15 protein-coding genes and 2 pseudogenes are annotated in these 13,938 nt (G+C 56.6%); 12 read left to right on the forward strand and 5 right to left on the reverse strand.

Going from position 1 to position 13,938, the window contains the following annotated elements; genetic code table 11:
- Positions 1-91 precede the first annotated feature (91 nt).
- From NKJ93_RS33640 to NKJ93_RS19285, 3 genes and pseudogenes are all read right to left on the reverse strand, one after another.
- Positions 92-569 (reverse strand): annotated as a pseudogene (locus NKJ93_RS33640) (transposase); the annotation flags it as partial.
- A gap of 168 nt (positions 570-737) precedes the next feature.
- Positions 738-1,034 (reverse strand): annotated as a pseudogene (locus NKJ93_RS19280) (nicotinate-nucleotide diphosphorylase); the annotation flags it as partial.
- Between the two features lie 479 nt (positions 1,035-1,513).
- Positions 1,514-1,813 carry a Y4lK-related protein gene (locus NKJ93_RS19285; protein WP_023722911.1) on the reverse strand — a complete coding sequence of 100 codons (300 nt, stop codon included), beginning with the start codon at positions 1,811-1,813 and terminating at the stop codon, positions 1,514-1,516.
- A 141-nt stretch (positions 1,814-1,954) separates the two neighbouring features.
- On the opposite strand from NKJ93_RS19285, the gene NKJ93_RS19290 reads away from it, so the two are divergent.
- The 6 genes from NKJ93_RS19290 (at position 1,955) to NKJ93_RS19315 (ending at position 6,547) form a co-directional block, all read left to right on the forward strand.
- A complete protein-coding gene (locus tag NKJ93_RS19290; RefSeq protein ID WP_352590738.1) occupies positions 1,955-2,308 on the forward strand; it encodes a type 2 periplasmic-binding domain-containing protein in 354 nt (117 codons plus the stop codon).
- A gap of 66 nt (positions 2,309-2,374) precedes the next feature.
- Positions 2,375-3,262 (forward strand): carbohydrate ABC transporter permease, encoded by an 888-nt coding sequence (locus tag NKJ93_RS19295; protein ID WP_031194747.1) that lies wholly within the window; start codon positions 2,375-2,377, stop codon positions 3,260-3,262.
- Positions 3,259-4,092 (forward strand): carbohydrate ABC transporter permease, encoded by an 834-nt coding sequence (locus tag NKJ93_RS19300; protein ID WP_023721605.1) that lies wholly within the window; start codon positions 3,259-3,261, stop codon positions 4,090-4,092. The genes NKJ93_RS19295 and NKJ93_RS19300 overlap by 4 nt, the downstream gene beginning before the upstream one ends.
- Before the next feature lies 1 nt (position 4,093).
- On the forward strand, positions 4,094-4,426 hold the full coding sequence (locus NKJ93_RS19305) for a Clp protease/crotonase-like domain-containing protein (RefSeq protein WP_031194746.1): 333 nt from the start codon (positions 4,094-4,096) through the stop codon (positions 4,424-4,426).
- A 2-nt stretch (positions 4,427-4,428) separates the two neighbouring features.
- Complete coding sequence (locus NKJ93_RS19310; RefSeq protein ID WP_031194744.1) at positions 4,429-5,493, forward strand: ABC transporter ATP-binding protein; 1,065 nt, start codon at positions 4,429-4,431, stop codon at positions 5,491-5,493.
- A gap of 70 nt (positions 5,494-5,563) precedes the next feature.
- Positions 5,564-6,547 carry a Gfo/Idh/MocA family protein gene (locus NKJ93_RS19315; RefSeq protein ID WP_023721602.1) on the forward strand — a complete coding sequence of 328 codons (984 nt, stop codon included), beginning with the start codon at positions 5,564-5,566 and terminating at the stop codon, positions 6,545-6,547.
- A 109-nt stretch (positions 6,548-6,656) separates the two neighbouring features.
- Here the strand turns inward: NKJ93_RS19315 and NKJ93_RS19320 are convergent, their stop codons facing one another.
- Together NKJ93_RS19320 and NKJ93_RS19325 are read right to left on the reverse strand one after the other, a co-directional pair.
- The gene (locus NKJ93_RS19320) at positions 6,657-7,838 is read right to left on the reverse strand and encodes an NAD(P)/FAD-dependent oxidoreductase (protein ID WP_352466337.1); all 1,182 of its coding nucleotides are present in this window, start codon (positions 7,836-7,838) and stop codon (positions 6,657-6,659) included.
- A 13-nt stretch (positions 7,839-7,851) separates the two neighbouring features.
- Positions 7,852-9,090 (reverse strand): ROK family transcriptional regulator, encoded by a 1,239-nt coding sequence (locus NKJ93_RS19325; RefSeq protein ID WP_023721600.1) that lies wholly within the window; start codon positions 9,088-9,090, stop codon positions 7,852-7,854.
- Between the two features lie 339 nt (positions 9,091-9,429).
- Between NKJ93_RS19325 and NKJ93_RS19330 the strand changes: the two genes are divergently transcribed.
- The 6 genes from NKJ93_RS19330 to purU all read left to right on the forward strand — a co-directional run bounded on the left by NKJ93_RS19330 (position 9,430) and on the right by purU (position 13,925).
- Positions 9,430-10,440, forward strand: coding sequence for a sterol desaturase family protein (locus NKJ93_RS19330; protein ID WP_023721598.1), 1,011 nt, complete (start codon positions 9,430-9,432; stop codon positions 10,438-10,440).
- Between the two features lie 37 nt (positions 10,441-10,477).
- On the forward strand, positions 10,478-10,792 hold the full coding sequence (locus tag NKJ93_RS19335; protein WP_036245547.1) for a MocE family 2Fe-2S type ferredoxin: 315 nt from the start codon (positions 10,478-10,480) through the stop codon (positions 10,790-10,792).
- Between the two features lie 12 nt (positions 10,793-10,804).
- A complete protein-coding gene (locus NKJ93_RS19340; RefSeq protein WP_023721596.1) occupies positions 10,805-11,110 on the forward strand; it encodes a putative quinol monooxygenase in 306 nt (101 codons plus the stop codon).
- A 45-nt stretch (positions 11,111-11,155) separates the two neighbouring features.
- A complete protein-coding gene (locus tag NKJ93_RS19345; RefSeq protein ID WP_023721595.1) occupies positions 11,156-11,977 on the forward strand; it encodes a 3-methyl-2-oxobutanoate hydroxymethyltransferase in 822 nt (273 codons plus the stop codon).
- Positions 11,978-12,142: 165 nt separating this feature from the next.
- Complete coding sequence (folD, locus tag NKJ93_RS19350) at positions 12,143-13,030, forward strand: bifunctional methylenetetrahydrofolate dehydrogenase/methenyltetrahydrofolate cyclohydrolase FolD (protein ID WP_023721594.1); 888 nt, start codon at positions 12,143-12,145, stop codon at positions 13,028-13,030.
- A gap of 10 nt (positions 13,031-13,040) precedes the next feature.
- Positions 13,041-13,925 (forward strand): formyltetrahydrofolate deformylase, encoded by an 885-nt coding sequence (purU, locus tag NKJ93_RS19355; RefSeq protein ID WP_031194740.1) that lies wholly within the window; start codon positions 13,041-13,043, stop codon positions 13,923-13,925.
- The last annotated feature ends 13 nt before the right edge of the window (positions 13,926-13,938 follow it).

Below are 13,938 nucleotides of genomic sequence, written 5' to 3' on the forward strand. Positions count from 1 at the left end.
TTGCTGGCGGACGACCGCCCATCCGAACCGTTTGGACGAGAATCACCCCTTAAACGGGGTCCTCATTCGGCACTCTCGCTGCGGCCACAGCCTAAGTTGCACCGACAAGGTGCGCCTGGAGCAGATCAATCTTGGCGCGGCCGTACGTTTGCCGCTTGATGAGTTTGAGCTTGGTGATCTGGCCTTCGGTCTAGCCATTCGACCACGGAGAGATGATGGCGTTGCGGACTGCGGCGATGTCCTTTTCGACCCTGTTTGCAAAGGAGCCGACGAGGCTTGCCTTCGCGCCGTCCAGCCGAGTGTCCAGTTTTGCGGCCGCCTTTGATCGGATCATCTGCTGAAAGTCGTCGATCAGCGTTCGCGCGATGACCGAGGTCAGGAACATTGCTCTCGATTGCCCCGATCAGTACAGCGTCCGATTTGGACAGGTCGTCACGCGCCAGCGTCATGAGCTTGGCCATGCTTCGTGCCGAAGGCGTGCGGGCAAGTGCGCTTTGATCGGTCCTTTCAGCAAGGCGTCTGCGCCGCGCCCATTCAGAGACGACGCCGATCTGGCCACGAAAGCCTTTCTTGCGCATTTCGCGCCAAGTCATGTGCTTGACCTGGCGGCATCGTCTTCGTCGAAATCGTTGCGTCCATTTCCATCCTGTTCCCTGGTTTCTGACCTTTACGGCTTCTCTGCTAGCCGCTTGACGGTGACCGGAAAACTTATCCGCCCGGTGCCGTCCATCAGTCGATTATGAGTCCCGATAATCAAGTCCGATATCCAAGATCGGCGCGCTATGGGTCAGCCAGCCGATGGAGACCAGATCGACGCCCGTCGCAGCAATCTGCGCAGCCATATCGAGCGTAATCCGGCCCGATGCTTCGGTGACCACCCGCCCGGCAACCATCGCCACCGCGTGGCGCAACTCATCGACCGACATGTTGTCGAGCAGGATAGCGTCGGGGGCGAAGCCAAGTGCCTCCTCCAACTGGATCAGCGTATCGACCTCCACTTCGATTTTGACGAGATGAGCTACGCTTGCTCGCGCCAGCCACGCTTGCGGCGGCAACGCTCGTCATCCGCCGCTCTATAACCCTCGACAAGGGCCTCAATGCGATTTCAGTCAAGATGCAATCTCTCCGCTCTCGAAGGCGAGAGACTGGCAAGGCACAAGCAGGAGCGACATTCCTATTTTGCCAGATCAGGACATTTCATAACGCTATTATGGAACTCGGCGGCGGTTTTCTAGCTGTTGCTTGGTTCTCTCCTGCCGCAGCTACGAAGTTGTGGATTCTCTCAGTAAACTGCGGTTATCGGGTTGAACTATGGTGCCAGAGTCAGAAACGACAGCACATCGCAATGCCACTGGGGGGCTGACCGACCCTTGTCCGTGGTGCCCAGTACGAGAAGACCAGGTTATTGCCCTGTTGGGCAAACCACAGCTCATTGGCGTCAATACCCGTCCGGAAGTCGAGCTCGTCATGTCGGTGAAGGAGCCGGATTCGACAATCGTATCCGACCCGTCCTTTATGCGTTCCAATTTCGAGTGCCTGTTTTGTGCGGTCTCCGGCCGTCGTTTGTCGACGACGTGAGTTCTATGTACCGACCTATCGAGCGAAGATAGGCAACGATCTCCGGTAGCAGGTGATCACGATCGCCAAACTCTTCCACGATTCTTTTTACCTTGCGCCAGGGTACCTTCCCGTCAACATCGCCCAGTGAATAGCCTAAGTGACCGATCGCACAGATATCACAGCCAGCCTCGATCACCTTGTCGACGAAGGCGGGAATCTCGCTCGCTTTCATTAGCCGCATGTTGCTGGTCATCGCAGATATCTCCGTTGGTGGTCGGCATGGAAATTGCGCCGACGCTCAAACGTGCTTGAATGCGCGCACCTTCGCTACCTGTGCACTTGCACAGCTTGTAGGCAGGCCTGCAGAAGGCGCGGATCGAGTGTTCCTGCGCATTTGTTCATTGTTGGCACCCCTTATGGTGGGTGGAACCTTGCCATCTTTGAAGCTTCCCAGCACAAGGAAGCCGCTTGGAAACTCATCCAGTTCCTAACCCGCGAAGACGTGAACGGCGATGTTGTCGAACTTGTCCCGGCAAACATGAAGGCCGCAAAAAGCTTTTTGGCGGCAAACCGCAAAGGTGCGGATCTCATCATCCCTCATCTCGAGAATGCCTCACCCCGGCCGTTGTCACCTCGCTATCTCGAAGTCGCCGACATCGAGGTGACTCTAGCGCAGGATGTATTTTCCGGAATGGATCCGCAGAAGGCAGCCGGCAAGGCCTGCACTGCTATCGACGCCCTTAACTAGTCACCAGGACTAAGCCGGGCTCGGGCTTTGCCCCGAGCCCGGCCCTCTCTATCGGGAAATGACACAATGTCCCATCGTGAACGCTGGATGGCCTGGATTTTCGTAGCTCCGGCGCTGCTGCTGGTCGGCGCACTTATGTATTACCCGATGATCGGCACCATAATTGAAAGCCTTTATTCGACCTCGTTCATCAACCCGGTGCCGAAGTTCCAGGGGCTTGCAGCGTATTACAAGATCTTGGCCGATCCGATCTTCGGCCAAGTAGTGTGGAACTCCCTCATTTGGACTGTCTTTGTGGTAGCACTGCAGAATGTGTTCGGCTTGCTGGTCGCACTGCTGCTCAATCAGCAGATGCCTGGCCAGGGACTTATGCGGTCGTTGGTGCTTTTGCCTTGGGTCCTCCCCGGCGTAGTGGCCGCCATCCTTTGGCGATTCATGTATGACCCGCAACTCGGTTTGGTGAACTCGTTACTTATTAGCCTGGGACTGATCGACCACGGTACCGCTTGGCTGGCGGAAACGTCGACAGCCATGGGCTCGATCATTATGGCGGCCGTATGGAAAGGGTTCCCCTTCTCGGCGATCGTCTACTTAGCGGCCCTGCAGACGGTCGACCAAGAGCAGGTCGAGGCCGCCAAGATAGACGGAGCGGGAGCGACTAGGCGCCTGTTTGACGTTGTGCTCCCCGGAATCAAAGACGTGATCGCCATCAATCTCCTCCTTACCACTATCCTCACTTTCAATTACTTCGACATAATCTGGGTGATGACAAACGGTGGCCCACAGAATGCCACAGCCATCTTCCCAACCCAGATCTACGAACTCGGTTTCGGACAATTTCGCTTTGGCGAAGCCGCTGTATATGGCGTTTTTTCAATCTTGGTCCTGGCGCTGCTGATAATGGTCTATTTCGGCGTTTTGTCGCGCGGCCGGCATAGGGGGAAGGCGTCATGAACACCCGTTCCCACAGGAGCCGCCAAGCCGCACTGCTGGCCCTCAACGTCGTATTGGCGCTGATAATCCTGGTGCCCTTCTTTTGGATGGTTTCAGTGTCGTTGAAGCCGGCGGCCGAGCCTTTTTCCATTCCCGCCAGGCTGTGGCCGGAGAACCCGACCTTCGACAACTACATCACTGCATTCCGGCCGGAGTTCCGAACCTATTTTATGAATTCGGTCATCGTTTCACTGTCCACCGTCATCATCACCGTTTCGTTAGCCCTGCTGGCCGCCTATGCATTTACGCGCACCCACGTCCGCCTACTTATCATCGCCATGACGCTGGTGATCGTCACGCAGATGTTCCCGGCCAGCGCCATCATCATCCCGATCTACAAGATGATGAAGGGGGCCAACCTACTCAACACATATACGTCGTTGATCCTCGCCTACGTCACCGTAACCTTGCCGGTGGCGATCTGGATGCTGCGTGGCTTCATGGCCAATTTGCCGCTGACACTCGAAGAAGCGGCGGCGATCGATGGGGCCGGGCCGTTCAGAACGTTTTTCGAGATAATCGTGCCGCTTTGCCGGCCGGGGATAGTCGCCACTGCAGTCTTTGTGCTTATCGTCACCTGGCAGGAGTTCCTCTTTGCGCTCTCCTTTACCTCGACCAAGGAGATGCGCACGCTGCCAGTTGGAGTGAATGACTTTATCGGCCAGTACGGCATCCGCTACGGAGAGCTCATGGCCTCATCCGTGATGATCTCCATGCCCGTGGTCGCTGTCTTCTTCTTTCTGCAACGACAGTTCGTAGCAGGCCTGACGGCCGGCGCGGTGAAGGGCTGACGTGTCGGATATCATGCTCTTGGATATTCCTGAGCCCAGCATCGCGTTGCTGACGTGGGACTGGCTGGAGAAGCTGAACGTAGTGCCCTCTGATCCAGACGTGCATGTGCATATTCTCACCGGTACTGACGTTGGCGCCTTAGCACTTGGCACCGACATCGCCGGCTACATGGGCCGACCTGAGCGGGAGTTCATGGAGTTTCAGTTTGCTCGATGCGGGCTGAACGACCGTCGGAGGCGTTCCCAAAACCGACCATCGCCGTCAACGATTTATCGTGACAAATACTCCACAGCTATGACTGCTGTCCGTAGCATCGTCCACGAAGGGATATGATCTTGGCCTCCGTAACGTTGTCATCCGTATCTAAATTTTGGGGCTCCTTTGTCGCCGTGGAAAAGATCTCGCTCGCCATGGCCGATGGCGAGTTCATCGTGTTGCTCGGGCCCTCTGGCTGTGGCAAGTCCACCACAATGCGCATGATCGCCGGGCTCGACGACCCGAGCGCTGGCGAGATTCGCATAGACGATCGTGTGGTCAACGATTTGCCCCCGGGTAAACGCGACCTCGCCATGGTGTTCCAGAACTATGGCCTCTATCCGCATATGACCGTGGCGGACAATATTGGTTATCCGCTCAAAGTCGCAGGTGTGAACCGTGAGGAACGCGAGCGCCAGGTACGCGCCGCCGCCGAGCGCGTCGAACTCGGCGGGCTTCTAGAGCGCAAACCCGGTCAACTGTCCGGCGGGCAAAGACAGCGCGTGGCGCTCGGTCGTGCCATCGTACGCACGCCCAAACTGTTTTTGATGGACGAACCTCTGTCCAATCTCGACGCCAAGCTGCGCGTCTATATGCGCGCGGAATTGAAGCACCTGCAGCGCGACCTCGGTACCACTACGATCTATGTGACGCACGACCAGGTCGAAGCGATGACGCTGGCTGACCGTGTCGCCGTGATGGCGAACGGCAAACTACAGCAGGTCGGCACACCCCTCGACATCTACAACACGCCGGCAAACGTCTTTGTTGCCGGCTTCCTCGGCAATCCACCCATGAACCTGCTTCCGATAGCAATTGCCGACGGACGGGTGCAGGACTCCGAGTTGACGCTTGCGGCTCCGGCCGGCGTGAACGGCGCGATCACCGTCGGCCAGCGACCCGAAGATATGCGGCTCAGCGAAACAGACGCGGGTAATATGGCCGGCGAGGTTTATACCACCGAACTATTGGGCGACAGCACGCTGGTTACCGTAAAGGTCGGCAAAAACTTGGTCGCCGTGAAGACCGACAAAAATACCAAGGTGCACATGGGAGAAAACGTCGGCATCCGCTTCGATCCGAAACATCTGCATTTCTTCGACACGACCAGCGGCACGCGGGTCGCGTTCGACGCAAGTAGGTGAGGCTAGTCAATATCTCATGCAGCGTGACACCTACAAAGTTGAATTCACAGTCGAGCCTTGAGGTAAGATAATGAACGCCGAATTGCGTTGGGGGATTCTAGCGACCGGCTGGATTGCTGATCTCTTTGTCCAGGATTTGCAGCTTGCCGGTCATCGTGTCTCGGCTGTCGGCTCTCGAACACAGGCAGGAGCCGACAAGTTCGCCAATCGTTTCAGTATTCCCAACGCGCACGCCAGCTACAAGGACCTTTTGTCGGACCCGGAGGTCGATATTATCTATGTGGCTACACCCCATCCGATGCACGCCGACAACGCGCTTAAGGCGCTGACCGCCGGCAAGCACGTGCTTATCGAAAAGCCATTCACGATCAATGCACGGGAAGCGCGCAATGTCGTTGATTTCGCCTCTGCGAAAAACCTGGTCGTGATGGAGGCGATGTGGACGCGCTTCCTTCCTCATATGGTGCGCATCCGGGAGATCATCGCATCAGGAGTGCTTGGAAAGATCTATTCGGTGATCGCCGATCATACTCGTGACCTTCCTGGCGATCCCAATCATCGGCTCAACGCTCTGGAACTCGGCGGAGGCGCCCTGCTTGATCTCGCCATTTACCCCATTTCGTTCGCCTTTGACGTGCTCGGAGAGCCTGAACACATCGTTTCGATGGCTCGGATTAAGGAGACAGGAGTGGACGCTGAGGTAGCAACTATCTTCCAACACGCCGGCGGGGCTTTGTCTACCACCATCTCCAGTCTCGACAACACCGGACCCAATGTTGCATCGATCCTCGGCACCGAGGGGAGAGTTGAGATTGCATCTACCTGGTATTCGCCAACTTCATTTCGCCACATCGACAAGAATGACAGGGTGATAGAAGAGTATTCGTCGTCGGTAGCAGGACGTGGCATGCAATATGAAGCTGCCGAAATGGAGAGGCTTGTGACGGCTGGAAAATTGTCCGGTGAGATCATGCCTGCTAACGAGACCGTGTCGATAATGCAATCACTTGATACGATCAGGGCGCAAATCGGACTGCGCTATCCGAACGAATAGAGCATTTTAGTTGATTTCGGTCGAGAAGTGCTGGAGCGGATGCCGCGACGACGGCCGCGGACCGCACCTTGGCTTGGGCTGGTAGACCTCCGGCGGCTTTATTACTTGATTACTTGAGCAAGCCCTTGATCCTAAAGTCAGGGTCTATCAGCGAACTGGCCGCAACCACAGTTCCGCGCTCGATGAGCTTCTCGAGAACACTCATGTCCCTCGCGACCGTGTTCCCCTGTCCTATTGCGGCGGCCGCTGAGACCCGGGCATCTTGATCGCACTGAAAGACGATGCGGACCCCACCGGAGGCTGCGCGGTGATGTATATCCCGGGTTAGATCGAACTGCCCTGCGACCTGCAGAGTCAGATCGAACTGATCCGACCAAAACCACGGGACTTTCTGGTACTCTCCACTGGCACCGAGCATGGCTGCTGCGGCATGGGCACCCTGGTCCTGTGCGGCCTTCCAGCTTTCAAGTCGCATACGGGCTCCTCGCCACTCGAAATTGCAGCAGTCGCCTGCGGCGAAGATATTGGGTTCGGAGGTTCGGAATGCGCTGTCGACAACAATCCCGTTATCCACGAGCAGACCGGCCTTTTCGGCGAGCTCGGTATTAGGGATCGCCCCGACGCCAGCGATAACGGCGTCGAACTCCAGTTCAATCCCGTTGGCCAGCACAATGCGGTTCGTTCCAGCCTCGGTGACGACAGTACCAGTCAGAATCTTGACCCCTGCGGTTTCGTGCCGCGCGTGAACGATTTGGGCGATCGCCCCGGGCACGGCGCGTCCGAGAATGCGCGGTGCGGTCTCGATCACCGTAACCTCGGCACCTGCCTGCCGCGCAGTCGCGGCGAGTTCAAGGCCAATGAATCCGCCACCAATGACCCCGATGCGCGCATTGCTGCTGAACTCCAGCATAATGCGCCGCGCCTGCACATCGGTTCGTAGTGTGAGACAGCCTTCAAGGCCAGGAAACAATCTGGCACGGGCTCCCGTCGCAAGGAGCAACTGATCATACGTCAAGAGCGTGCCATCGGCGAGGTGAATCTCCCGCCTCTCAGGCACCAGAGACTCGACCAGCGCACCACGTCGGAGTTCGATCCCTGCTCCGGGATAGGCATCTTCGGCACGAATGGCCTTGGGATTGGCTAGCATCGTCTTGGATAACGGCGGTCGTTCATATGGCAGAGCTTTCTCTGCAGTCAGCAACGTTACCGACCCTTGAAAACCAAGTTCCCGCAACGTGAATGCGGCGCGGACACCGCATTCTCCGGCGCCGACAATAGCTATCTCTGCCATGCGGTCCTTCACTTCAGCTCTTGAGAACGACTTTGTTGTCTGGCGCAAACTGTTCGTTCAATGGAACCAGAGCAGCGCCAATCGCGCGGGCGTTAAACCCGATCGAGCCCACACGGAACTCAGGAATGATGATGCCCTCCAGATCGTAGCCTGCCACTCGTTCCCGGACGCTCACGATGAGACGATCGAGGAGAGGTCGCAAGAGGACGCCGTCAACAACGACACTATCGGCTTCGATGAAGCTCGTGCCAGAGATGGCCGCAAAAGCAAGTGCATCCGCCGCCAGATCGCACCACTCATCGAAACAGGCAAGTGCCGGTTCATCAAGCTTGGCGACGGATCCACCATCTTCACGGAACGTCTTCATTGGCAATTTGTGCTGCGCCGCAAGGACCTCCAACCGATTGAGGGAGGCGGCTTGACTCAACCGCGCGGGCGCTGGACTCCTATTGTGCGATCCAAGTTTAAGAGGGATTGCACCCACCGCGCCCGCGTTGCCGGTGTGGCCGGTAATTAGATTGCCCTCCAAAACAACACTGCCGCCAATCAAGGTGCTGATGTAAAAGTATACGATTGACCGATTCCGGTTCTCTCTCCGGAAATCAATCTCAGCCAAGCAAGCAGCGTCAGCGTCATTGAGCACCACGGCGCTCAAGCCGGAGGTTTCTTCGACCCTGGCGACCATGTCGGCCTCCCGCCAGCGTGGGGATGCACCGCCAGGATCACCGATGACGGCTATGCCAGACTCGATCGCCGTTGGAGCAGCAATACCTACGCCCACGAGTCTGGATTTCTGGACGCGGCTCAAATCATCCTTCAGGCTGTCGAACGCTGTTCCCATCAGGCCCGAGACGACGTCCGCGTCGAGGGCATCGTAGGCAAAGCTTTTCTTAGCAATCACCCGGCGGTCGAACGATAGAGCCAGCAGATCCAAGGAGCGGCGGCCAATCTTGACCCCGATCGAAATCGCTCCATCCGGTGCAATCTCGATCGGAGTAGAAGGCTGACCAATCCGGCCGCGGATTACGTCCTTCTTCCGCAGGTATCCTTCCTTGAGGAGGCGATTTACGATAATCGTGACCGTTTGCGAGGACAAATGTGTAATGCGCGCGATCTCGGCCTTGGAAAGCGCGCCAGCCTCCTGGATCAGACTAAGGATTAAGCGCTCATTGTAGTGTTTGACACCTATCTGGTTGCCGCCACGGTGCGTCGCGTTGCCTACGAATGCGTTGAAGGTGCTGTCGACTGACATTAGATACAGCTCGCGTTTTCAGGGGCGTTAAGATCGGAAACGCCGGTTATCATGGCGCCCTTCTCGTTACTGCTGGCCGGTCTTGACGTCCAGAACGCCCGCGATGCCATCGCGCCAGTGCCCGCCGCGTCTGATATCCCAATTGAGGCTCCCTTTGAGCGCGTGAATGCGGTCGTAGTGCTTCGTCTTCCACCCGTCAGCTTGCCGTAGGATCGACGGCCGAAATCTGGCATGATTTTTTTTGTAAATCAACCGGATTTAGTTATTGACCATTTGTTGGAATATTGGCATGTTGTAGGCCGATCGGGCCTTTCGGGGCGAGATCGAAAGGAGCATCCGATGGACGATCTTAAGTTTGGAACGCGCAGCAAGCGCGGCGATTGGGCTCCCAACGAGCTGTTGGAGCCGGCGCCAATATGGCTCTTCCCTCCCAATCCAAAGAAGCTTCTGAAGTGGCTTCCATCTTACTTCTTTCCGTACAACCTGCTGTTCATGGTCTCGGCACTCGCCTACTGGCAGCTGGTTGTCCCTGACGCCGCAGTCCTGCAGAACTTTGCATGGGGTTGGTCGCTGAAAATGCTGGCGGTGAACCTCATCCTGGCCTTTCTCTGGTACCAAAGCTGGGAGTTGCCGCTTTACGTTCGCCGTCGGCAGGGGAACCGATTTAAGTACAACCACAAGTTCCCGGCGGATCAGCAATCAAATGTATTTTGGTTCAATAAGCAGACCCTCGACAATATGCTGCGGTCGCTGCTGATCGGTGTACCGATATGGACGTGCCTGCAGGTCTTGATGCTGTGGAGTTCCGCGAATGGATACATACCCTGGCTCAACTTCGCCGAGCACCCTGTGTGGCTCGGGGTCGTGGCTGTCGTGGTGCCAATAATTCACGACTTCCACTTCTATTGCATCCACCGGCTGATCCACGTCCCAGTGCTCTACAAATACGTCCATTCGGTGCACCACAACTCCATAAATCCCAGCCCGTGGTCATCGCTATCGATGCATCCCATTGAGCACTTGCTCTATTTCGGGGTGGTTTTCTGGCACTTCGTTATCCCCTCAAACCCCGTCATTGCACTCTACCAGCTACACTTCGCGGGTTTCGGCGCCGTGCCTGGGCACATCGGTTTCGACACGGTTGAGACCAGCGATGAGCAGGGGTTCGATACCCACGCCTATATGCACTACCTCCACCATAAGTATTTCGAGGTGAATTACGGAGGCGAGGGGCTCGTCCCCGTGGACCGGATGTTCGGCACCTATCACGACGGGTCGAAGGAATCTGACGAACGGATGAAGGCGCGTTTCCGCGCCAAGAAAGAGCGCCTCAAGGACAAATCGGCCTGAACCCGCTCGAACCCTGTTGCCTCAAAATCTAGCGAGAGTGACGATGCCTTGGATTGACGTTTGTGGAGCCGACGACCTGGAAGAGGAAGGCGGCCTACGGTTCGACCATGCAGGTAAGACGTTCGCAATCTTCCGGAATCATCAGGACCAGTATTACTGCACGGACGGGCTTTGTACCCACGAGAATATCCACCTCGCCGACGGGTTGGTGATGGAGAATACGGTGGAATGCCCCAAGCATGCCTCGGTCTTCGACTTCACAACCGGCGAGGTCGAGACGCCTCCCGCCTGCGATAACCTGCGCACCTACGCCGTTAAGGTCGAAGGCGGCCGCGTGATAATCGATGTCTGAGGAGACTATCCGTTGACCGACATCAACGCGAAAGCCGTAATCGCGGAAGTCACGGCTCTTCCGGAGACGGTTGAAAAGGTCCGCGGCTTGCTATGCGACTACGGGCGCATTGTTCGGCAAGAACCTGGGAACCGAGCGTTTGCCTGCCGCCAAGTCGACGGTCGACCAGACAAGTTTGTCGTCTACGAGGTCTACGCGGACCAGGCGGCCTTCGAGACGCACCTTTCCGCACCCGAGAACGCTCGATTGAACGCCAAGCTTGGGACCCTCGTTCAGGGTGCCGGTTCAGTCCTGACCTTCCTGATACCCGTTGAGTAAGCGAGACTCATTAAAGGGAGTCGCATTTCGCGGAGACCCACGATCATGTACCACAACAGACCTCACGTCGAAGACATACGCGCGAAGAAGCGACGGGGCGAAAAGCTTTCGATGCTCTATGTCACCAGCACGGAGGAAGCCGCCGCCGCCGCCGCTGCGGGGATCGATCTCCTGTCAATCGAGGCAAAGGACTTCACCCCCGAAATGCGTGAGGCGGCGGGGGCGTGCTTCGTGCAGATCGGCCTGACGCCGCCAACGAAAGGAACCGTGGACGGAAAGCTGCTGGTCAGCGCCGAGCAATTCCTGGAGGCGGCTTACCGCTACACAGCGATTGGGGGCGATTGTTTCTATTGTGCCGCTTCTTTCGATATCCAGAGGACAATGTGCGAAAATCACATTCCGATTGTCGCTCATGTGGGCCTTATTCCATCTTACGTTACCTGGACCGGCTGGCGCGCTGTCGGAAAGACCGCATCAGAGGCGCTGACGATGTGGAAGCGACTAAAACGGCTCGAGGAAATCGGTTGTTTCGCTGTTGAGCTTGAGGTCGTTCCCGGCCGGATAGCCGAGTTCTTCGCCAAAAACACATCGATGATCTACTTCAGCCTCGGTTCGGGCTCAGGTGGCGATGTCCAGTACCTGTTCGCAGAGGACGTGCTCGGCTACGGCCGGAACCGCCTTCCGCGCCACGCCAAGGCGTATCGCAACTTCAAGGCCGAGTTCGACCGACTGAATAGTGAACGCGTCGCGGCATTCCGGGAATTCCGGGCTGACATCTATTCCGGTGCCTATCCCGGACCCGAACACACTGCGGCGATCCCGGAGGCTGAATTTGAAACCTTTCTTAGTCACTTGGGATCTCGATAGTGAGACTTGCTCCGTCTCAATATCAGTATCCACTTTTTCGATCTATTCTCAGTTGAGATAGACTAATTGTCCCTCGGTCCGCAGGGATTTCCATCGCAGCCGCGCTGGTCGTACCGGCACGGCGTCCAGCATTCTTCGACGCCCGCGAGACCGAAAGGCAAAATCATGACCGTTGGCATTCAACCCAGCAAGCTCATCGACGGAAAAGCAGTCGCAAACACCCTTACCACGCAGATTGCCGCCGATGTAGCTGCGCTGAGATCGGCAACCGGAAAAGTGCCGGGCTTGGCAGTGATCTTAGTGGGAGAAGACCCAGCGAGTGCTGTCTATGTCGCATACAAACACCGTCAGACGCTTGCGGTGGGTATGGCGTCCTTTGAACACAAACTTCCAGCCGACACCAATCAGGACGACCTGTTGTCAATCGTTAATGAATTGAATCAGGACCCTTCTGTGCATGGCATTTTGGTACAGCTACCATTGCCGTCTCAGATTGATCCGAACATGGTTCTCAACGCGATTGATCCGACCAAAGACGTCGACGGGTTTCATGTCCAGAATGCCGGCAGGCTGGCGACCGGCCAAGAAGGGTTCGTTCCGTGCACTCCTCGCGGCTGCCTATTGCTCCTGAAGCATCGTCTCGGCGATTTAGCTGGTCTCCACGCGATCATAGTTGGACGAAGCAATATCGTCGGCAAACCAATGGCCCAACTGTTGCTGGCTGAGAATTGCACTGTAACAGTCGCTCATTCGCGGACCCGCGAACTTCCGGCTCTCTGCAGGATGGCCGACATTCTAGTCGCCGCGGTCGGACGCGCAGAAATGATCCGAGGTGATTGGATCAAGCCAGGCGCGGTTGTCGTCGACATAGGTATCAATCGGGTGACCCAAGGCGGAAAGCCGCGCCTTGTTGGCGATGTCGCATTTGCAGAGGCTGCTCACGTTCAAGCGATTACACCTGTCCCAGGCGGCGTGGGTCCGATGACAATCGCGTGTTTGCTCGCGAATACCCTTTCCGCATTCCGTCACACCTTGGCGGCGCGAAACAACTGAGGAACGAACAATGTCGAAATTTGCACTTCGCGTGAAATGTCGTTCCACCAGGGGCATAGTGGCTGCGATCTCCAGCTTTCTCGCTGATCAAACTTGCAACATCACGGACAGTGCGCAGTTTGACGATGTTGATACTGGCAACTTCTTTATGAGAGTGAGCTTCCGGTCTGAAGGTGGGCGAAACCTGGACGAGCTCCGCGTCGGCTTCGATCCAATCGCATCGCGCTTCGCGATGGATTCAGAATTCTTTGACGAGGCCGTGAAGCGAAGAGTTATCGTCATGGTCTCTCGCTTCGGCCACTGCCTCAACGATCTCCTCTACCGTTGGCGCATTGGCGCTCTCCCGATCGATATCGTGGCGGTGATCTCCAATCACATGGAATATCAAAAGGTCGTGGTGAATCACGACATTCCGTTTCACTGCATCATGGTAACGAAGGAAAATAAAGCCGAAGCGGAAGCCCAGCAGATGCTTGTAGTGACCGAGACCAAGGCCGAGCTGATCGTTCTAGCTCGCTACATGCAGGTTCTCTCGGATGAAATATGTCGGAAGATGTCCGGCCGCATTATCAACATCCACCATTCGTTTCTTCCTTCGTTCAAGGGCGCCAATCCCTACAAGCAAGCGTATGAACGCGGAGTGAAATTGATCGGCGCGACCTCTCATTACGTCACTGCCGATCTAGATGAGGGGCCGATCATTGAGCAAGACATCATTCGGGTGACACATGCGCAGTCCAATGAGGATTACGTCAGCTTGGGTCGTGACGTTGAAGCACAGGCCTTGGCACGGGCGATACACGCCCACATCCATGGCCGAGTTTTCCTAAACGGGAACAAGACGGTTGTATTTCCACCATCACCCGGTTCGTTCGCCTCAGAACGAATGGGGTAGCGATAGAAAGGTT

The organism is Mesorhizobium sp. M0028, from assembly GCF_040323855.1.
In the GTDB taxonomy this organism is placed as follows: domain Bacteria; phylum Pseudomonadota; class Alphaproteobacteria; order Rhizobiales; family Rhizobiaceae; genus Mesorhizobium.

Bases quoted from the DNA above. Each gene is read 5' to 3' on its own strand.
- NKJ93_RS19285 (WP_023722911.1), bottom strand. From the start codon at position 1,813: ATGACCAGCAACATGCGGCTAATGAAAGCGAGCGAGATTCCCGCCTTC.
- NKJ93_RS19330 (WP_023721598.1), top strand. From the start codon at position 9,430: ATGGACGATCTTAAGTTTGGAACGCGCAGCAAGCGCGGCGATTGGGCT.
- NKJ93_RS19315 (WP_023721602.1), top strand. From the start codon at position 5,564: ATGAACGCCGAATTGCGTTGGGGGATTCTAGCGACCGGCTGGATTGCT.
- NKJ93_RS19320 (WP_352466337.1), bottom strand. From the start codon at position 7,838: ATGGCAGAGATAGCTATTGTCGGCGCCGGAGAATGCGGTGTCCGCGCC.
- NKJ93_RS19345 (WP_023721595.1), top strand. From the start codon at position 11,156: ATGTACCACAACAGACCTCACGTCGAAGACATACGCGCGAAGAAGCGA.
- NKJ93_RS19295 (WP_031194747.1), top strand. From the start codon at position 2,375: ATGTCCCATCGTGAACGCTGGATGGCCTGGATTTTCGTAGCTCCGGCG.
- NKJ93_RS19325 (WP_023721600.1), bottom strand. From the start codon at position 9,090: ATGTCAGTCGACAGCACCTTCAACGCATTCGTAGGCAACGCGACGCAC.
- folD (WP_023721594.1), top strand. From the start codon at position 12,143: ATGACCGTTGGCATTCAACCCAGCAAGCTCATCGACGGAAAAGCAGTC.
- purU (WP_031194740.1), top strand. From the start codon at position 13,041: ATGTCGAAATTTGCACTTCGCGTGAAATGTCGTTCCACCAGGGGCATA.
- NKJ93_RS19300 (WP_023721605.1), top strand. From the start codon at position 3,259: ATGAACACCCGTTCCCACAGGAGCCGCCAAGCCGCACTGCTGGCCCTC.